At 75.3% G+C, this 19,103-nt stretch carries 13 protein-coding genes; 6 read left to right on the top strand and 7 right to left on the bottom strand.

The genetic code is table 11. From position 1 onward, the window contains the following. From ACFRMQ_RS21060 to ACFRMQ_RS21070, 3 genes are all read right to left on the bottom strand, one after another. The coding region (locus ACFRMQ_RS21060; protein ID WP_380732033.1) for an SDR family NAD(P)-dependent oxidoreductase at nucleotides 1–6,903 on the bottom strand (6,903 nt) is incomplete at its 3' end. Between the two features lie 210 nt (nucleotides 6,904–7,113). Beyond that, entirely contained in the window at nucleotides 7,114–8,397 is a 1,284-nt protein-coding gene (locus ACFRMQ_RS21065) for an MFS transporter (protein ID WP_380732034.1), read from the bottom strand. A gap of 199 nt (nucleotides 8,398–8,596) precedes the next feature. Beyond that, complete coding sequence (locus tag ACFRMQ_RS21070; RefSeq protein ID WP_380732035.1) at nucleotides 8,597–8,764, bottom strand: hypothetical protein; 168 nt, start codon at nucleotides 8,762–8,764, stop codon at nucleotides 8,597–8,599. Between the two features lie 531 nt (nucleotides 8,765–9,295). Between ACFRMQ_RS21070 and ACFRMQ_RS21075 the strand changes: the two genes are divergently transcribed. After that, complete coding sequence (locus ACFRMQ_RS21075) at nucleotides 9,296–10,903, top strand: long-chain fatty acid--CoA ligase (protein WP_380732036.1); 1,608 nt, start codon at nucleotides 9,296–9,298, stop codon at nucleotides 10,901–10,903. 42 nt (nucleotides 10,904–10,945) lie between these two features. Here the strand turns inward: ACFRMQ_RS21075 and ACFRMQ_RS21080 are convergent, their stop codons facing one another. After that, nucleotides 10,946–12,034, bottom strand: coding sequence for a branched-chain amino acid aminotransferase (locus ACFRMQ_RS21080; RefSeq protein WP_380732037.1), 1,089 nt, complete (start codon nucleotides 12,032–12,034; stop codon nucleotides 10,946–10,948). Between the two features lie 335 nt (nucleotides 12,035–12,369). On the opposite strand from ACFRMQ_RS21080, the gene ACFRMQ_RS21085 reads away from it, so the two are divergent. Beyond that, complete coding sequence (locus ACFRMQ_RS21085) at nucleotides 12,370–13,386, top strand: alpha/beta fold hydrolase (protein ID WP_380732038.1); 1,017 nt, start codon at nucleotides 12,370–12,372, stop codon at nucleotides 13,384–13,386. 80 nt (nucleotides 13,387–13,466) lie between these two features. Here ACFRMQ_RS21085 and ACFRMQ_RS21090 read toward each other — a convergent pair whose 3' ends face one another. From ACFRMQ_RS21090 to ACFRMQ_RS21100, 3 genes are all read right to left on the bottom strand, one after another. After that, on the bottom strand, nucleotides 13,467–13,883 hold the full coding sequence (locus ACFRMQ_RS21090) for an SRPBCC family protein (RefSeq protein WP_380732039.1): 417 nt from the start codon (nucleotides 13,881–13,883) through the stop codon (nucleotides 13,467–13,469). Nucleotides 13,884–14,030: 147 nt separating this feature from the next. Further along, complete coding sequence (locus tag ACFRMQ_RS21095; RefSeq protein ID WP_380732040.1) at nucleotides 14,031–14,876, bottom strand: universal stress protein; 846 nt, start codon at nucleotides 14,874–14,876, stop codon at nucleotides 14,031–14,033. 10 nt (nucleotides 14,877–14,886) lie between these two features. Continuing rightward, nucleotides 14,887–15,279, bottom strand: coding sequence for a DUF302 domain-containing protein (locus ACFRMQ_RS21100; protein WP_380732041.1), 393 nt, complete (start codon nucleotides 15,277–15,279; stop codon nucleotides 14,887–14,889). Between the two features lie 267 nt (nucleotides 15,280–15,546). Here ACFRMQ_RS21100 and ACFRMQ_RS21105 point away from each other — a divergent pair, with 267 nt between their 5' ends. The 4 genes from ACFRMQ_RS21105 to ACFRMQ_RS21120 form a co-directional block, all read left to right on the top strand. Further along, entirely contained in the window at nucleotides 15,547–16,494 is a 948-nt protein-coding gene (locus tag ACFRMQ_RS21105; protein WP_380732042.1) for an ABC transporter ATP-binding protein, read from the top strand. Beyond that, on the top strand, nucleotides 16,491–17,339 hold the full coding sequence (locus ACFRMQ_RS21110; RefSeq protein ID WP_380732043.1) for an ABC transporter permease: 849 nt from the start codon (nucleotides 16,491–16,493) through the stop codon (nucleotides 17,337–17,339). Before ACFRMQ_RS21105 ends, ACFRMQ_RS21110 begins: the two co-directional genes overlap by 4 nt. A gap of 159 nt (nucleotides 17,340–17,498) precedes the next feature. Continuing rightward, nucleotides 17,499–18,929 carry a sensor histidine kinase gene (locus ACFRMQ_RS21115; protein ID WP_380732044.1) on the top strand — a complete coding sequence of 477 codons (1,431 nt, stop codon included), beginning with the start codon at nucleotides 17,499–17,501 and terminating at the stop codon, nucleotides 18,927–18,929. After that, the coding region (locus tag ACFRMQ_RS21120) for a response regulator transcription factor (RefSeq protein ID WP_380732045.1) at nucleotides 18,926–19,103 on the top strand (178 nt) is incomplete at its 3' end. The genes ACFRMQ_RS21115 and ACFRMQ_RS21120, both read left to right, overlap by 4 nt.

Here is a 19,103-nt window from a genome sequence, read left to right on the forward strand (position 1 = left end):
CCGCACCCGGAACGCGCGCTCCAGGTCCCGGATCATGTTGATCATCGAGAGCGAGTCGGCGCCGAGGTCGAAGAACGGCTCGTCCACGCCGACCGAGGCCTCGTCGTAGCCGAGCTGGCGGGCCGTCCGTTCGACGACCTGCCGCAGGACGGCCTGCTCGGCCAGTTCCTCGGGGCCGGGCCCCGGGGCCGGCTCGGAAGCCGGGGCGTGCTGCTGGAGTGGGTCCTGACGCATGGCGGGGTCCTCGGTGGTCGGCCGGGCAGGGGCGGTGAACCAGTGACGGCGGCGCTGGAAGACGGTGGTGGGCAGGGGAACGCGACGGGCCGGTCCGTCCGGCCAGTCCCGGGCTGCGGCGAAGCGGGCCCAGTCGAGCGGGACGCCGCGCGCCCAGAGCTCGGCCGCGGCGGCGCCGAACCGCTGCTCGGGTGAGGCACCGCGCCGCCCGCCGGGCACGAAGTGGCGCCGCGGCAGCTCCCGGCGGCCCAGGCCGGTCAGCACCGGGTGCGGGCCGACCTCCAGGAAGAGCTCGTGGCCCTGCCCGTCCAGGGCCGCGAGGACGAGGTCGAACCGGGCGGTCTCCCGGGTCTGGCGGACGAAGTACCCGGGCGTCGGGACGGTCCCCGGCGCCAGCACCTCGCCGCCGAGATTGCTGACCAGCGGTACGGTCAGCGGCCGCGGCCGCAGCCGGGCCAGCTGGTCGCGGAAGGGTTCCAGCATCGGGTCGAGCAGGCGGGAGTGGAACGCCCGGTCGGCGGTGGTGCGTTCGGCGGACATCCCCTCGGCGGCCAGGACGGCCTCGGCGGCGGCGATCTCGGCGGGCGGGCCGGCCAGCACGCACTGGCCCCGGCCGTTGACCACGGCCACCTCCACCCCCGGCAGCCGGTCGCGGAACCCGGCCACCCGGTCGAGGCCGGCCGGGACGACCGTCATGGCACCCGGCCCGGTGAACCGGTGCATCAGCCGGCCGCGCAGCGCGGTGAGGAACATCCCGTCGGCCAGGTCGAGCGCGCCGGCCGCGTGGAAGGCCGCGTACTCCCCGGCGCTGTGCCCGGCGACGGCGGCAGGCCGGACCCCGAGATCCCGCCAGAGCCGCAGGTAGGCGGCCTGGAGGGCGAACAGGGCGGGCTGCGCCGCCTCGGTGGTCCAGGTGTCCTCGGCGCCCGGGGGCCCGGCGTCGAGCAGCAGCGGCAGCAGCGGCTCGTCCCAGTTCTCGCGGTGCAGCCGGTCGCAGGTGTCGAGGACGGCACGGAACCCCGGGAAGGCCTGGTACAGCTGGGCGGCCATGCCCCGGTACTGGGAGCCCTGGCCGGTGAAGAGCAGCACCGGCCGCGCCTCGCCGCGCCCGGCCTCGTGGTGGGCCGCGGCCGCGGTGGGCCGCCCCGCCAGGAAGGCGTCCAGCGCCTCGGCCAGGGCGGCCGGGTCGGAGCCGGTGACGGCCAGCCGGTGGCGCAGCGGGCGCCGGCCGCCGCCGAGGGTGAGCGGCAGGTCGCCGGGGGCGGGGGCCGGTGCTGCGACGAGCCGGTCGCGGAGCAGTCCGGCCAGCTCGGTCAGGCCCTGAGCGGTGCGGGCGGAGAGCGGCAGCACGGTCGGGGCCGGCCGGGGCTCGGCGGCCGGTGCGGGGAGCGGCGGGGCCTGCTCCAGCACCAGGTGGGCGTTGGTGCCGCCGACGCCGAGCGCGCTGACCCCGGCCCGGCGCGGGGCGGGGCCCTTCGGCCAGTCCCGGCGTTCGGCGGCGAGCCGGAACGGACTGCCGGTCAGTCCCAGGGCCGGGTTGGGGCGGGTGAAGTTCACCAGCGGCGGGATGGTGCCGTGCCGCAGCACCAGCAGTGCCTTGATCAGGCCCGCCATTCCGGCGCAGGTGTCCAGGTGGCCGATGTTGGGCTTCACCGAGCCGAGCGAGCAGAACTCGGCGGCGGCGGTCCGGGCACGGAAGGCCTGGTCCAGCGCCCGGAACTCGATCGGGTCGCCGAGCGGGGTGCCGGTGCCGTGCGCCTCGATGTAGCCGATGCTCTCGGCCGGCACTCCCGCGAGGTCCAGGGCCCGGCCGACCACCGCCGCCTGGCCGTCCACGCTGGGCGCGGTGTAGCCGACCTTCCGCCCGCCGTCGTTGTTGACGGCCGAGCCGAGGATCACCCCGTGCACGGTGTCGCCGTCCGCCAGCGCCCGGTCCAGTCGCTTGAGCAGCACGGCCGCGACGCCGTTGCCGCCGACGGTGCCGCCGGCGTCGGCGTCGAAGGCCCGGCAGGTGCCGTCGGGGGAGAGGATCGAGCCCTCCTCGTAGCGGTATCCGGCGGCCTGCGGGACGTGCAGGGCGGCGGCGCCGGCCAGGGCGAGGTCGCAGTCGCCGGACAGCAGCGACTGCACCGCCAGGTGCACCGCGACCAGGGAGGTGGAGCAGGCGGTCTGCACGCCGACGGCCGGTCCGGTGAGGCCCAGCCGGTAGGCGACCCGGGTGGCGGCGAAGTCCGCCTGGTTGCCGATCGCGATCTGGAGCGCGGCCACCGGCTCGGTCGGGTCGGCGGTGGCGGCCAGGGTGTGCTGGTAGTAGGTGCGCAGCGCGTACAGGGTCATCCCGGTGCCGGCGAAGACCCCGACCCGGCGCTCGGGGTCGGGCGCGTCGTAGCCGCCGTCCTCCAGGGCCTGGCGGCAGATCTCCAGGAGCAGGCGCTGCTGGGGGTCCATCAGCGCGGCTTCGGTGCCACTGATGCCGAAGGCCTCGGCGTCGAACCGGTCGATGCCCGGCAGGGCCCCGGTGACCGGCACGTAGTCGGGGTGGCGGAACTCCTCCTCCCGCAGCCCCGCCGCCGCGAGCTCGGCCTCGGTGAACCGGGTGGTGCTCCGGACGCCCTCGACGATGTTGTGCCAGTACTGCTCGGGGCTGTCGGCGCCGGGCAGCCGCAGCGCGAGGCCGACGATCGCCACCCGGCGGTCCTCGCCCGGTCCGGGGGCGGGGGAGGCGAGCGGCGCGGCGGGTGCCTCCGGTTCGGCGGCCAGCTGGGAGATCAGGGCGTCCACGGTGGCGTGGCGGAACAGTTCGGTGGGTGAGGGGGGCGTCGGGAGGGCGGTGCTGAGCGCGCCGTGCACTCGCATCAACTGGAGGGATCCGATGCCGAGTTCGGCGAGCGGGCGGGCCGGGTCCAGCGGGGTGTCGAGGACCGATTCGAAGGCGTCCAGGACGAGCCGGCGCAGTGCGGACGGCGCGGGGCGGTCGGTGGCGGGCCGTCCGGTGGCCCGGGTGGCCGGCGCGGCGGCGGTCGTGGGTGCGGCGGCTGTCCTGGGCGGGGCGGCGGACACCGGACGCGGCGTGACGGCGAGCAGGCGGCGCCTCGCGGCGGGCGAGCTCGGGTCCGGACCGGCGTAGCGGTGGCCCGGGGCGCCGGCCAGCAGCAGCGCGGCGAGCCGACGGCCGTGCGCGGCGCTCAGCACGGCGATGCCGCGTCCGGCGGCGGCCTGCTCGTTCTCCGCGTCGCGGTTCATGCCGACCCCGCTCCACAGGCCCCAGGAGATCGTCCAGGCCCGGGTGCCGGTCTCCCGGCGCAGCCGCTCGACGGCGCCCTCCAGGTAGCGGTTGGCGGCGGCGTACCCGGTGGAGCCGACCGCCTCCTGGAGGCCGATCATCGAGGAGAAGGCGACGAACTGGGCGCCGGGCCGCCGCCGGACCAGCTCGACGAGGTGGTCGGTGCCCTCGGTCTTCGCCCGGACGGCTTCGCGCCAGCCCTCGGTGTCGGTGTCGGCGAGCAGCGCGAGCCGGTAGCCGCCGGCCAGGTGGAGCACGCCGTCCAGCGGTGCCTGCCACTCCCGCTCGGCCTCGGCGAGCACCGCCTCCAGTTGCCGACGGTCCGTCACGTCGGCTTGCCGGTAGGTGACCTGGCCGCCCTGGACGGTCAGCCGGTGCAGCGCGGCCCGGCGCTCGGCGGCCTCGGCGGTCGGCGCGTCCAGGTCGCCGCGGCCGACGATCAGCAGCCGGGAGCCGTGCTCGCGCAGCAGTCCGGGCAGCAGTTCGGCGGCGATTCCGCCGAGGCCGCCGGTGACGAGGTAGCGGGCGCCGGGGGTGAGCAGCGAGCAGCCCGGTCCGGACGGCCCGGGGGAGGCCTCGGCCGGTGCCAGCCGGGGTACCCACGGGCGGCCCGCGCGCCAGGCGCACTCGGGCTCCGGGCGGGGATCGGCCAGCAGGGCGAGCAGCGCGGCGGCCTGGTCGGCGGCGGGTGCGTCGGCCGGCAGGTCGAGGTGCCGGGCGGCCGGGACGAGTTGCTCGGCCCGTGCCCCGGAGGTCAGCGCGGCGGTCAACGCCGATCTGGGGGTGGGGAGTTCACCGGGGAGCACGGCGTGCAGTCCGGCGCTGACCGAGACCAGTTCGCGGACCGGCGACCACGCCGGGAGGGCCCGCAGCAGGGCGAGCAGCGCCTCGTCCGGGCGCGGCGCGGAGGCGTCGGCGGTGGCACTCCACAGGTAGACCAGCCGGTCGGCCGCCAGGCCGTCGAGGGCCCGCAGCCAGTCCTCGGGGTCGGTGGTCGGCGGCCGGTCGACCACCAGGGCGTTCGGGAGGGCGGCGGCCAGGGCCTCGGTGAGGGTGTCGGGGCCGGACGGGCCGAGCAACAGGATCGTTTCCTCGCTCGCCGGGCCGCCCGGGGTCCGAGGCGTCGGGCGAGGCTCCCAGTGCGGCTGCCGCACGCAGTCGGGCAGCGTCCGGGAGTTGGCCTCGGCCAGGTCCAACGCCACGATGTGATCGTCGAGTTCGCCGTCCAGCAGGCGGCCGCGCAGTGCCGTGCGCTGGATCTTGCCGCTGGTGGTGCGGGGGAAGTCGGCCACCGGCACCGGGAGCACCAGGGCGGGCGCGGGCTGTCGGCCGGCCGCCAGCAGCTGCCGCACCTCGGCGGCGACCGGCGCCGCGGGGGCGTCCGGGTCCTCCGGGACGTAGGCGATCACCAGTTGCTCGGTGCCGGTGCGTCCGTCCGGCACCCCGAAGGCCGCGACGTGTCCGGAGCGCACCCCCGCCGCGGCGGCCACCACGTCCTCCAGCTCGTGGCAGAAGTAGTGCACGCCGTTGACGATGATGATCTCCTTGCGACGGCCGGTGAGCACCACCTCGCCGTCGGCCAGGAAGGCCAGGTCGCCGGTGTCGAACCAGCCGTCGCCGACGAAGGCCTCCCGGTTGGCGCCCGGGTTGTTCAGGTAGCCCGGCGTCACCCGGCCGGAGTGGACCTGGAGGCGGCCGACCCAGTGCTCGGGCAGGGCGCGCCCGGCGTCGTCGGCCACCCGCATCCGGGTGCCGGGCGCGGGCCGTCCCATGCTGAGGAAGGCGGTGCCGCGCTCCGCCGAGTCCGGGCCGAGGGGCTCCAGCCGGCCGCTCAGCGAGTCGGTGCGCACCAGCCGACGGGCGCCGGCCTCGTGGTAGCGCTTGTAGGCGATCGCCGTGCAGGTCTCGGCCATGCCCCAGCCCAGCAGCAGGTGCTCGGGGCGGAGGCCGAACGGGGCGGTGGCGGCGAGGAACTCGTCCAGCACCGCCTCGGTGCACTGCTCCCCGGCGTTGATCAGGGACTTGACCGCGGACAGGTCCCAGTGGCGGCCGGGCCCGGCGGCCCGGACCGCCTCGGCGACCAGCCGGTAGCCGAAGTTGGGGGACCAGGAGTGGGCCGCCCGGTGGCGCTCCAGCGCGTCCAGCCAGACCAGCGGGTCGGCGAGCACGAGTTCGGTGGGGATCTGCACCTGGTCGGCGGCCAGCACCACATCGCGCAGATGGAACATCAGCAGCCCGGCGACGTGGTCCAGGGGCAGCCAGTTGACGGTCGTGTCGGCCGGGTCGCAGCCGTGCGAGACGGCTCCGGCCACGTACTCCAGGATGCCCCGGTGGGTGATCTGCACCGCCTTGGAGCGGCCGGTGCTGCCGGAGGACAGCTGGAGGACCGCGATGTCCTCGGGCGCGGGGGTGTGCTCAGCGGTGGGGGTGCGCTCAGCGGCGGGCTCGGGGGCGGGGACGGGCTCGGGACCGTCGCCGTCGGTGGGCCGGTCGACCGCGATCACCCGCAGGCCGGGCGCCGGGTACAGCTCCCCGAGCCGCTCCAGGCCCGCCACCGCCGGGCCGCAGGCGAGCACCGGCGGCTCCTCCAGCGTCTGCCAGGCGTGCCAGAGCTTCTCCAGGACGGGGTTGCGCTCGTGGTAGTCCGGCGGTCGGGCCACCGTGACGGGCCGCATTCCGCCCAGCAGGCAGGCCCACAGTGCGGGGAAGTAGACCTCCGGGTCCGGGAGTTGGAGGATCACCCGGTCCCCGGCGCGGACCCCGGAGGAGGCCAGCGCGGACAGGATTCCGCGCGCCCGGGAGAGCAGCCGAGGGTACGTCAGCCTGGTCGTCTCGCCGCCCGCCCGGACGAGGTGCAGCCCGCGCTCCGGGTGCAGCTCGGCGGCGCGCAGCAGCGCCTCGGGCAGGGTCCGGGGCGCGCCCGGTGCCGGGTCGGGCAGAGGGGCGCCGACGGCCTCCGCCCCCGGGGCCTCGGGCGCGGCGGCCGGCTCCGCCGAGGTGGCGCCCGTCGCCGCGGAGCCCTCGCCGAACGGGCGCCAGTGGTCGGTGAGTTCGCGCAGATGGCGCAGGGCGGGGCCGGGCGCGGCAGGCGTCCGGCCGAGCGCCGAGGCCAGCGCGACGGCGTCGGGCTCCCCGTCGGGGGTGCGGACGATGCCGTCCAGGAGGTGTAGTTCGGCGCTCGGATCGGTGTCCAGCAGCGTGGCGGCGGTCAGACGGCGCAGGGCCTCGGGATCACCGTCGACGGCGGGCACCACGTAGGCCAGCAGGCCGGGGCGACCGTTCTCGTGCTCGGCGGGCAGCAGCGCGCAGTCGGCGATCTCCGGGCGCAGCAGCAGCCGGGCTTCCAGGGCGCGCAGCCGGCCGTGGTCGGGACCGGTGGGGCTCATCAGGTTCGGCACCTTTCGGATCGGTGCCGGGGCGCGGGTGTGGGCCGCCCCGGTGAGGGAGGGGAGCGGAGGTGTCGGTGGCGCGTACGGCGCGGGGGCGCCGGTGGTGCGGTGAGGGGCGGTGCGGTGCGGTGAGGAGAAGCGAGGAGAAGCGAGGTGCGGAGAAGCGCGGTGCGACGGAGAAGCGCGGTGCGGTACGGAGGCGGGCGCTCAGCGACGGCGGGCGCGGGAGACCAGCACCAGGAAGCCGAGGGCCAGCACGATCGGGACGGAGTGCGAGACGCCGACCACGGTCAGCGGGCTGAGCAGGGCCAGCAGTGAGCCGCTCAGCAGCATCCCGGTGCCCATGCCGACGTTCTCGGCGGAGGCGAGGATGCCGAACGCCTCACCGCGCCGCTCGTCGGCGAGGGCCTGGATCCGAGTGGTGTAGGAGATCTCGGTGAAGCCGTCGCCGAGCCCGGCGCCGATCGCGACCAGCAGGAAGAGCGGGGTCGGCAGCCCGGTGAAGACCAGGATGAAGCAAGCGGACATCAGACAGGTGCCCAGCGCGAAGCCGCGTTCGCCGGGCTCGATCCCCCGCCGCAGCATGAACCGGGAGACCAACTGCTGGGCGGCGAGGTTGCCGATCGCCCAGGTGGCCCAGAAGGTGCCGAGCAGTGCTGCCGGGTTGTCGGGGGAGGACTGGTTGGCGAAGACGGGCAGGCTGATGTTGTGGGCGGCGGAGCCGAAGGCGTCCAGCAGCCTGATCCCGGCCATGGCACCCACCACGGGAGCGGCCCGTAGGACGACCAGGGCCTGCCACCGGTTCCGGCGCCGCTTCGCTTCCGGCGCCGGCCCGTCCGCCTCGGCGGGGGCCTCGTCCGGCCCGGTCGTGGCTTCTTCCGTCGGCGTGGCCCGGGTGGGCAGCGGCAGCCGGAGCACCAGGGCCGAGAACAGGACGAAACTGGCTGCGTCGATGAGCAGCGCGGCCCGGAAGCCGGCCCAGGCGACCACCACGCCGGCGGACGCGAATCCGAGCACCATCGCGGCCGAACGGCAGCTCGCCATCAGGCTGTTGGCGTGGGCCCGGCGGTCGCTGCCGACCATCTCGGGGATGCTGGTGCGCAGGGCGACGGCGCACACCGCGGCCGCGCCGCCGAGGACGACGGCGAGCGGGTAGAGCACCGGGATGCGGGCCGAGGCCGGGGCGAGGGCCACGACGACCAGCGCGATCGCCTGGGCGAGCGCGCAGCCGGTCATCAGTCGCCGTCGTTCCAGCCGGGCCACCAGGCGCCCGGCGGCCAGCCCGCCGACGAGGCCGCCGCCCAGTCGCAGGACCAGGTAACCGGCGGTGCCGAGCGCGTTCCCGGCGGCCTCGTAGGCGAACAGGCTCAGTGCGACCAGGTCGAGCTGGCTCCCGTAGGTGGAGAGGGCGTCGCCGGCGGCCAGCCGGTAGAACACCCGGGGCAGCTTGGCCCTGGCCTGGTGCGGTTCTTCCAACGCGGTGTCCGGCATGGTCTTCTCCCCGGGCCCGCCGTGCGGCAGCTCAGTGTGACATTGCGCTGCAACCTAGGGGTGGCCGGGTGGTGGATCAATGCCGAGAACAGTTCCTGTCCGAAACATCGTGCGTGCGGCCGACTTGAGATCATCTTTTACGCCACCCTGGCCGGTTGGCGGTGTGCGGCCGGAGTGGCGGAAGGCCCGGGGGCGGGGGTCAGCGGCGGCCGAAGAGCCGGCCGAGCCAGCCCTTGCCGGTGCGGCCCTGTTCGGCGCAGTCGCACCGGTCGGACTTGCGCACCCCGGCCAGGACCTGCTCCACGTGCATCCCGCACCCGGCAAAGGTCGGCTTCCCGCAGGTGCGGCAGGCGACTCGTCGGCACATGTCGTTCTCCGTTCTCGAGGCCCCCAGGGGTGGGGCCACTGTCCCAATATACCCCGCCCGGTATTTTTCGGCCGGGCGCGTCCGGCCGCCGGGGCCGGCTGGAGGAGGGGGAGGGGAGAGGCCGGACGGTACGAACGGGGCGGTCCGGGCCCGCATCCGGTCGGCTTCGTTCACCGTGGTCAGCCGCCGGTATCCGTGGCGGGCAGGGGAATCGCGCATGTCGTTCCGGTGTCTCCGGAGCCGGAACCCGACCCTCCGGTGGTCCCGGTTGGCCGAATCCGCGCGCCACGCTTGGTCAGGGACCTTGTTCGGCCCCAAACGCGGCCCCTACGCTCCGAGGACGCTCAGCGGAGCCGGCGCGGACCTCCGCCGGCCGCCGGAGGGCGGCCCTTTCGTCGCGGGAGCCGAGGACGGTGCCGAGGGGAGTGTCGCCCCGCACGGCGGCGGCCGTCCGACCGTACGACGATGAGAACCCGCCCCCCCCGGGGGGCGCCCCCCCGGCGAAGGACCCGCCACCCGAGGAGTGCCCGCATGCCCCCCCCTGCCGACCCGTCCGACGAGGAGCCCGGCCTGCCGCACAGCGTCCCCGACCTGCTGACCGCGACGGCCGCGCGCTGCCCGGAGCGGCCCGCCCTGCGGCTTGACGAGCAGGTGCTGACCTTCGCCGAGCTGGACGCGCTCAGCACCCGGGCCGCGCACTGGCTGGCCACGCTCGGTGTCGCGCCCGGCGACCGGGTGGCCGTCCTGCTGCCCAACGTGCCGGACTTCGCGGTCCTGTACTTCGGCATCCTGCGCGCCGGGGCCGTGGTCGTCCCGATGAACCCGCTGCTGAAGGCCCGGGAGGTCGAGCACTGCCTGGCCGACGCCGAGGCCGCTCTGCTGCTCGCCTGGCGAGCGGGCGTCGAGCAGGCTGCCGAGGGCGCGCGGCGCACCGGGACCAAGCTGATCGCCGTCGAGCCGGCCGCCCTCGCCGCGACGCTGGCCGAACAGCCGACCTCCCTCGCCGACCAGCGGGCCGATCCGCCGGCCTCCCCCGCCGACCAGGCGGCCGCGGCACGCGGGGGAGCGGACACCGCGGTCATCCTCTACACCTCCGGCACCACCGGGACGCCCAAGGGCGCCGAGCTGACCCACCGCAATCTGGTCCGCAACGTCCGGGCCGGCCTGCGGGTGCTGGGCGTGGCCGAGGGGGACGTGGTGTTCGGCGGGCTGCCGTTGTTCCACTCCTTCGGCCAGGTGATCGGCCTCGACTGCGCGGTGGCCGTCGGGGCCTGCCTGACCCTGGTGCCGCGCTTCGACCCGGTGACCGCGCTCTCGATGGTCCAGCGCGACCGGGTGAGCGTCTTCCTCGGCGTCCCGACCATGTACACCCTGCTGCTGAACCACCCGCGGCGCACCGAGTTCGACGTCTCCTCGCTGCGGGTGGGCCTGTGCGGCGGCGCGCCGACGCCGCCGGAGGTGCTGCGCGGCTTCGAGGCGGAGTTCGGCTGCGTGGTGCTGGAGGGCTACGGCCTGTCCGAGTCCTCGCCGCTGGCCTGCGTCAACCGGAGCGACCGGGAGCGGGTCGCGGGCACGATCGGCATCCCGATCGAGGGGGTGGAGATGCGGATCGTCGACGAGTCCGACCTGGAGGTCCCGGACGGCACCGTCGGCGAGGTGGTGATCCGGGGCCACAACGTGATGAAGGGCTACTGGCGCCGGCCGGACACCACCGCGCAGACCGTCCGGGACGGCTGGCTGCACACCGGGGACCTCGGCACCCGGGACGAGCGCGGCGACTTCCGGATCGTGGACCGCCGCAAGGACGTCATCATCCGGGGCGGCTTCAACGTCTACCCGAGGGAGGTGGAGGACGTGCTGTACGAGCACCCGGCCGTGGCCGAGGCCACGGTGGTCGGCGTCCCCCACCCGACCCACGGTCAGGAGGTGGCCGCCGCCGTGGTGCTGCGGTCCGGAGCCTCGGCCACCCCGGAGGAGATCCGCGGCTTCGTCCGGGAGCGGGTGGCCCCGCACAAGTACCCGCGGCTGGTGTGGACCGTCGACGCGCTGCCCAAGGGGGCGACCGGGAAGATCCTCAAGCGCGAGGTCGTCGTGCCCGAGGGGGTCGTGTCCGAGGGGGGCGTGTCCGAGGGGGTCTGAGCCGACGCGGGGGAGGGCGGCCCGGGGTGGGCCGCCCCGACGTCAGAGGACCCGGCGCATCCAGCCGTGGACGTCCTCGGCGCGCCCGTACTGGATGTCCAGCACGTGCTCGCGGATCGCGACGGTCTGCTTGCCGGGCGCGCCGTTGCCGATGGTGAACTCGTAGCCCTCGCCCTTGAACCCGACGATCGGGGTGACCACCGCGGCCGTCCCGGCGGCGAACACCTCGGTGACGGAGCCGTCGGCGGCACCGGCGCGCAGCTCGGAGAGGGTGACCGGGCGTTCCACCGGGGTCAGCCCGAACTCGCCCGCGAGGGCCAGGATCGAGTCCCTGGTCACCCCGTCGAGGATGTTGCCCAGAGCCGGGGTGACCAGCTCGCCGTCCGAGGTGACCAGGCACAGGTTCATCGTGCCGGACTCCTCCAGGTCGCCCTCGCCGCCGGTGTCGTCCAGGAACAGCACCTGGTCGCAGCCGTGCTTCCGGGACTCCAGCTGCGCGGCCAGGCTGGAGGCGTAGTTGCCGCCGCACTTGGCGGCGCCGGTGCCGCCCCGCCCGGCGCGGGTGTACTTGCCGCTGACCCAGAGGGTGATGCCGGTGACGCCGCCGGCGAAGTACGGGCCGGCCGGGCTGGCGATGACCGAGTAGGCGATCTGTTCGGCGGGTCGGACGCCGAGGAAGGCCTCGGAGGCGAACATGAACGGCCGCAGGTAGAGGCTCTTCTCGTCGGCGGCGTCGGGCACCCACACCTCGTCCGCGCGGACCAGCTCCTCGACGCTGGCGAGGAAGTCCTCCTCGGGCAGCACCGGCAGGGCGAGCCGCTCGGCGGAGCGGGCGAAGCGGCGGGCGTTGAACTCGGGGCGGAACAGCCAGACGCCGCCGTCGGCGTGGCGGTACGCCTTCAGCCCCTCGAAGATCTCCTGGGCGTAGTGCAGGACGGCCGCGCTCGGGTGCAGCGAGTACGGGACCAGAGCGCCGACCTTGCGGTCGTGCCAGCCCTCGGCGGGCGTCCAGGTGGCCGAGGCCATGTGGTCGGTGAAGTGCTTGCCGAAGCCCGGCGCGGTGAGGATGGTGCGCCGCTCCTCCTCGGGGACAGGACCGGTCGTCCGGAACAGAGGGAAAGCGCGACTCATCGTCAACTCCTCGAAACCGCCGTGGAATCCGTGCGAACCGGCGCCAATCATCGGCGCCATGCCCGTCATGCTAACGGTCGTCAGCCGGACGTGATACGGCCGGGCCCGGCCGGCCTCCGGGCCGACGCCTGTTCGCGGGGCGCTTTCGCCTCGTCGGGAGCCGGTTTCCGCCCGGGTCCACGGCCGGTGCCGCCACCCGGCAAACCCGGTGACGGCGTGCCCCAACCCGAACGGCGGTGCGTATTCACTCGCGCGCACAGGGTGATGTGCCGCCCGGGCGGCCGTGTGCGCAGGCTGGTTCCAGCCCCCCACCTCTCCTGAAAGGGCAGGAAACCATGGGCATATCGCTGTCCCGCCGCTCGATCTCCTCCGCCGTCACGGTGGCGCTCGCGACCTGCGCGGTCGCCGTCACGGCCGCACCCGCGCTCGCCGCCGAAGCCGGTGGGCGGCCGGGCGGAGGAGGGAAGCCGACGGTCGTCCTGATCCACGGAGCCTTCGCCGACGCCTCCGGCTGGAACGACGTCGCCGCGAGCCTCCTGGACGACGGGTACGACGTCCTCGCCCCGCCGAACGAGCTGCGCGGTCTGGCCAGTGACGCCGCCGACGTGGCCAGTCTGCTCAAGAGCGTCAAGGGCCCGATCGTGCTGGCCGGCCACTCCTACGGCGGAGCCGTCATCAGCCAGGCCGCCGCCGGGAACCCGAACGTGAAGGCCCTGGTCTACGTGTCGGCCTTCGCGCCCGACGTGGGCGAGTCCGCGGCCGAGCTGTCGACGAAGTTCGCGGGCAGCGACCTCGCCACCGCGCTCAACCAGATCCCCTTCACGGACCGCGTCGGCAGCGGGACCGACCTGTTCATCCAGGGTGAGAAGTTCCGCTCCGTCTTCGCCGCCGACCTGCCCGAGTCCCGCACCCGGCTGATGTCCGCCGAGCAGCGCCCGGTCACCCTGGCGGGGTTCGCCGAGAAGGCCACCGCCGCCGCCTGGCGCGACATCCCGTCCTGGTTCGTCGTCTCCCGGCAGGACAAGGCGATCGCCCCCGACCTGGAGCGCTTCGAGGCCAGGCGCGCCAAGTCGCGCACCGTCGAGATCGACTCCTCGCACGTGTCGATGATGTCCCACCCCGATGTCATCGTCCGCCAGATCCGCGAGGCCGCGGGCGCCGCCGATGACGGACGTGGCGGCGGTGGCCGCAGTGGTGGTGGCGGCGCCGATGGCGGTGGCGCGGCCCCGGCCGAGCTCGCGGCCACCGGCTCCCACGGCCAGGCCGTCGCCGCGGTGGGCGCCGTCAGTGCCGTCGCGCTCCTGTCCGGCTCGGTGCTCACCCGCTTCGCCCGCCGCCGCAGCGCCCGCTGAGCGACCGGCCCGGTCCGCCTTCTCACGGGAGTCGTCGGGAGTCGTCCGGGGACACCCGGGGCGGGGCCCGGCCTTCCGGCTCAGGCGGCGCCGGAGCGGCCGCTCTCCATGGTCCGCCGGATCACCGAGACCCCCTGGTCGACCATCTCGGCGATCGGCCCGGCCAGGGCGTGCGGCCGGACGTCGATGGTCCAGACGAAGCGGCTGCGGCCGGCGTCCGCGTCCAGCACCCGCATGGTGGCGTGGTGGTGGTCGGCGTCCAGGGAGCCGCCGACCACCGCGTAGGCGATCCGGCGGGTGTCGTCGTCGAGCGAGACGATCAGCTCGTCCACCACGGTGCCGTCCGCGAAGGTCACCACGCGGACGTCGCCCCGGACCCGGGTGCCGACCACGAAGCCCGGAGCGAGCCGGCGGTGCACCGCGCCCCAGTCGCGGAGCGCCGACCACACCTCCTCGGGGGCGGCGTCGATCAGGACGTCTCGGTGGATGGTCGCCATGGCGGGTTCTCCCTGGGGCTCGGTCGGGCCCGGTCCGGTGATCCGCTCCGGATCGACCAGATCCGATCGGATGTCGATGGGGGAGAGCCTGCCCCGACCGCCCGGCCGGGGTCTTGAACATCCTTGCGGTGCCCGACCGGGCCGGCGTCAGGCGTGCGGGACCAGCGCCACCGGGCAGTGGACGTGGTGGACCGCGGCGTGCGCGACCGGCCCGAGGTGGGCGCCGAGCAGGGTCCGGCGGACGCGGCGGCCGACCACCAGCAGCCGGGCGTCGGCCGCCGAGTCCACCAGGGCGACGGAGGCGCTGCCGCGGACCAGGTCGCTGGTCACCGCCACATCGGGGTGGCGCTCCCGCCACGGGTCCACCAGCTCGGCGAAGCGGGCCCGTTCCACCGAGGACAGCGCCCCGGTCAGGCCGCCCACCGCCTCCAGCGCCATGTACTGGCTGCCGACCGGCGGCGACCAGACGTGCACCACCCGCAGCGGGGCCCGGCGCCGCGCCGCCGCGTCGAAGGCGAAGGCCAGCACGTCGTCCACGGAGTGCGCCAGGTCCAGACCGACCACCACCGGGCCCGCCGACTCGGCCGGCTCCGCCCGGACCAGCACCACCGGGCAGCTCGCCCGCCGCAGCACCTCCTGGCTCACCGAACCGACCAGGAAGCCGCGCACCGGGCCCAGACCGCGGGAGCCGAGGACGAGCAGCGAGGCCGTCTTCCCGGCGGCCTCCAGCGCCTCGGCCGGGTCGGTCGGGACGATCGCCGAGGTGACCGGGCCGTCCCCGGCGGCGGCGCGCAACTCCGCCGCCCGGAGTTCCAGCCGGTCCAGGGCCTGCCGGTACGTCTCCTCGCTGCCGACCACGTCCCGGTGCGGCCACGGCCAGGCCTGGAGGAGGTCGAGCGGGCAGTCGCGGCGCTGCGCCTCCCGGACCGCCCACTCGGTGGCGGTGACGCTCTCGGGTGAGCCGTCGAATCCGACGACGACGGGTCCGGTCATGGCCGACTCCTCATCCACGCAGCTCGTTCAGGGCGGCGTTCAGCCGCCGGGCCGCCTCGTCCGCGACCTCGCCCAGCCCGCCGCCGGGGCCGGCCAGGGTGACCATCGTCTGCGGGTCGACGGCCTCCACCACCGTGCCGTCGCCGTCCGCCCGGACCACCACGTTGCAGGGCAGCAGCAGCCCGATGCGGCGGTCGGCCTGGAGCGCGCGGTGGGCGAGGGCCGGGTTGCAGGCGCCGAGGATCAGGTAGTCCTCGACCTCCGCGCCGATCTTCTCGCGCAGGGTCGCCCGGACGTCGATGGTGGTCAGCACGCCGAAGCCCTGCTCCTTGAGCGCGGCGGTGACCGCCTCCACCGCCTGGGCGAACGGCCGGTCGAGTCGTACGCCGAGACCGTAGTCCATGCTTCCTCCCGGGGATCGCGGCCCTGCGGCCCGCCGCCGCACCCGTGCGCGGGCCGACGACAGGCCCCAGTATCGGCGGCCTCCGGCCCCGCCGCCTGTCGGCCGGGAGGCACGCCGACCCGCCGGGGTGGGGTGCCGGGGTGGTACCGCGGTACTACGGGCGCGCCGATGATCGGCCCCCGGTACCACGGATCGGAGCCGTCTCCGCACTTAGCGTGGAGGTCGACGGCGGCCGGACGGACCGGCCCCGGAGCACTGGGGTGAGCGATGATCGAGGCGCACCAGCTGACGAAGCGGTACGGGGAGAAGACCGCCGTGGACCGGCTGGACTTCACGGTCCGGCCGGGGACGGTGACGGGCTTCCTCGGGCCGAACGGCGCGGGCAAGTCCACCACGATGCGGATGATCGTCGGGCTGGACGCGCCCACCGGCGGGTCCGTGCGGGTGAACGGCCGCCGCTACGCCGAGCACACGGCGCCGCTCCAGGAGGTCGGCGCGCTGCTGGAGGCCAAGTCGGTCCACCCGGGCCGCTCGGCCTTCCACCACCTGATGGCCCAGGCCCACACCCACGGCATCCCGCGCCGCCGGGTCGAGGAGGTCATCGAGCTGACCGGGCTGTCCTCGGTGGCCCGCAAGCGCGCCGGGGCGTTCTCGCTCGGCATGGGCCAGCGGCTCGGCATCGCCTCCGCCCTGCTGGGGGATCCGGCCACGGTGATGCTGGACGAGCCGGTCAACGGCCTCGACCCCGAGGGCGTCCTGTGGATCCGCAACCTGCTCACCTCGCTGGCCGCCGAGGGCCGCACCGTCTTCGTCTCCTCGCACCTGATGAGCGAGATGGCGCTGGTCGCCGACCACCTGATCATCGTCGGGCGGGGCCGGCTGCTGGCCGACACCACCGTGCAGGACCTGGTCCGCGAGGCCGGCGGCGACGTGGTCAAGGTGGTCAGCGCCGATCCGGCCCGGCTGCGCACCGCTCTGGCCGGTCCCGGCGTGGAGATCACCGGCCGGGCCGGCTCGGAGGAACTGCTGGTCACCGGGCGCACGGCCCGCGAGATCGGTCTGACGGCCGCCGAGCAGGGCATCGCCCTCTTCGAGCTCACCCCCCGGACGGTCTCCCTGGAGGAGGCGTTCATGGACCTGACCCGAGACGCCGTCGAGTACCACGGCACCACCACCGTCGGCACCGCCGCGGAATCCCCGAGGAGCGTGGCATGAGCACCATCGCACCGAGCCAGCCGTCCGCGCCCGTCGAGCCGCGCCCCGCACGTCCCGCCTACAAGGTGACGGCGGCGCGGGTGCTGCGCTCCGAATGGGCGAAGCTGTGGTCGCTGCGCTCGACCTGGATCACCCTGGGGCTGTCCCTGCTGTTCCTGGTCGGTTTCGGCCTGATCGCCGCGTACCAGTTCAAGTCGCGGATGACGTCCGGCCGCCCGATGGACCGGGACTTCGCGAACGCGAGCACGCTGAGCCTGTCGCTGTTCGGCACCAACTTCGCCCAGCTGGCCCTCGGCGTCCTCGGCGTGCTGGTCGCCGCCGGGGAGTACTCGACGGGCATGATCCGCTCCACCCTGGCCGCCGTGCCGCGCCGGCTGCCGGTGCTCTGGTCCAAGGCCGCCGTGTACGGGCTGATCGCGCTGGTGCTCGGCACCGCCGGCGCGTTCGTCGTCTTCGTCGCCGACAGCGGTGTCCTCTCCGGTACCCGGGCGGCGATGACGCTCTCCGACGCCGGGGTGGTGCGGGGCCTGCTGGGCGCCGGGCTCTACCTGGCGCTGGTCGGCGTGATCGGTGTGGCACTCGGGGCGCTGCTGCGCTCGGTGGCCGGCGGCATCGCGGTGCTGGTGGCCACGCTGATGCTGGTCCCCGGGCTGACGTCGCTGCTGCCCAGCTCCTGGCAGGACCACATCAGCCCGTACCTGCCCAGCCACGCGGGCGAGGCGATGTTCGCCCTTCAGCACGACTCGACCGCGCTCTCGCCGACGGCCGGTCTGGTGGTCTTCCTCGGCTGGACGGTCCTCGCCCTCGGCGCGGCGGCCGTGCGGCTGGTGCGCACCGACGCCTGAGAGACTCGACGGCGAGACCGTCCACCGCGGCGCCGGGCCACCGGCGCCGCGCCCACGCCCACGACGGCCCGGCCGGCCAGGGAGGTGCCACCGATGAGCGAGTACGCCGCCGCCACGAACCCGACGGGTCCGTACGCGGACGCCTACGCGCCGGTGGGCATGCCGGTGGGCACTCCGGTCGCCGACACCCCGGCCGACACCCCGGCCGACGACGCGCTGTCCGGCCACCCACTGTTCGCCCGCATGGCCCGGCTCGGCCAGCGGCTGCGGCAGGCGGACCGCGACCACCCCTGGGGGCTCGACGCCGCCCTGCTGGCCATCGTCGTCCTGCTGTTCTGCGTGCCCGACCTCCTCCACGGCCACGTCGAGGGCGGCGCGCGCGACCACCGGATCGAGCTCGTCCGGCCGCCGCTGCCGCAGATCCTGGCCCTGCAGACCGGCCTGGTGCTGCCGCTGCTGTGGCGCCGTCGGCGGCCCACCGCCGCCTTCGCCGCGATCATGGCGGTGTTCGTCCTCCAGTGGTCGCTGCACATCGGGCTGCGCGCCGACGCGGCCCTGCTGGTCGCCCTCTACAGCCTGGCGCTGCACGGCAGGCTGCGGCACCTGGCGTGGTCCTGCGCGGCCATGGTGGTGGCCGTGTCGCTGGTCGCGGTGGCCGTTTCCGGCCACCGGCTGCCGGTCGGCGACGCGCTGTTCTTCCTGCTCAGCGCCGCGACGGCGGCCGTGGCCCTGGGCATCGCGGTGCGCGTGCGGCGCGCCCAGCTCGCCGGGCTGCGGGAGCGGGCCGCCCGGCTGGAGATCGAGCGGGACCAGCGCAGCCGGCTGGCCGCGGCCGGCGAGCGGGCCCGGGTGGCCCGGGAGATGCACGACATCATCGGCCACAATCTGTCCGTCATCGTCACCCTGGCCGACGGCGGCGCCTACGCGGCGCAGGCCACCCCCGAGCGCGGCCGGGAGGCCCTGCTGCTGATCGGCGACACCAGCCGGCAGGCGCTCGGCGAACTGCGGCGGATGCTCGGCGTGCTGCGCGACCAGGGCGACCAGGGCGCCGAGTACAACCCCCAGCCCGGCATCTCCGACCTGGACGGGTTGTGCGCCCGGTTTCGCGCCGCCGGCCCCCAGGTGGTCTACACGGCCGCCGGCGCCCTGGACCGGCTGGACCGCGGCGTCCAGCTGATGGCCTACCGGATCGTCCAGGAGGCGCTCACCAACACCCTCAAGCACGCCGGCACCGAGACCCGCGCCCACGTCACCCTGAGCGCGGGCCCCGACCGGCTGCGGGTGCGCGTCCAGGACACCGGCCCGCCCGTCGGCTCCCGCTGGCACGGGCGCACCGAGGGGTACGGCCACGGGCTGGCGGGGATGCGTGAACGCGCGGCCCTCTACGGGGGCACCGTCACGGCGGGTCCCGTCCCGGGTGCAGGATGGGCCGTGGAGGCGGTGCTGCACCTCACCCCGAGCCACCCACCCACCCCGAGCCACGCACCGACTCCCGGCCACGCATCCGGCGCCGGCCGGGCGGCGGCCCCCGGTCCGGCCCCCACCCCCGACCAGGCCCTCACCCCAGACCCGACAGGCGGCCCGACGTGACCACCGTCCTCATCGTGGACGACCAGCCCCTGCAGCGCTACGGCTTCCGGATGCTGCTGGAGAGCCAGCCCGACACCGAGGTGGTCGGCGAAGCCGCCCACGGCGGCGAGGCCGTCCGGCTCACCGCCGATCTGCGCCCCGATGTCGTCCTGATGGACATCCGCATGCCGGGCA

Origin of the sequence: Kitasatospora sp. NPDC056783, from assembly GCF_042789895.1 — a bacterium.
Lineage (GTDB): Bacteria > Actinomycetota > Actinomycetes > Streptomycetales > Streptomycetaceae > Kitasatospora.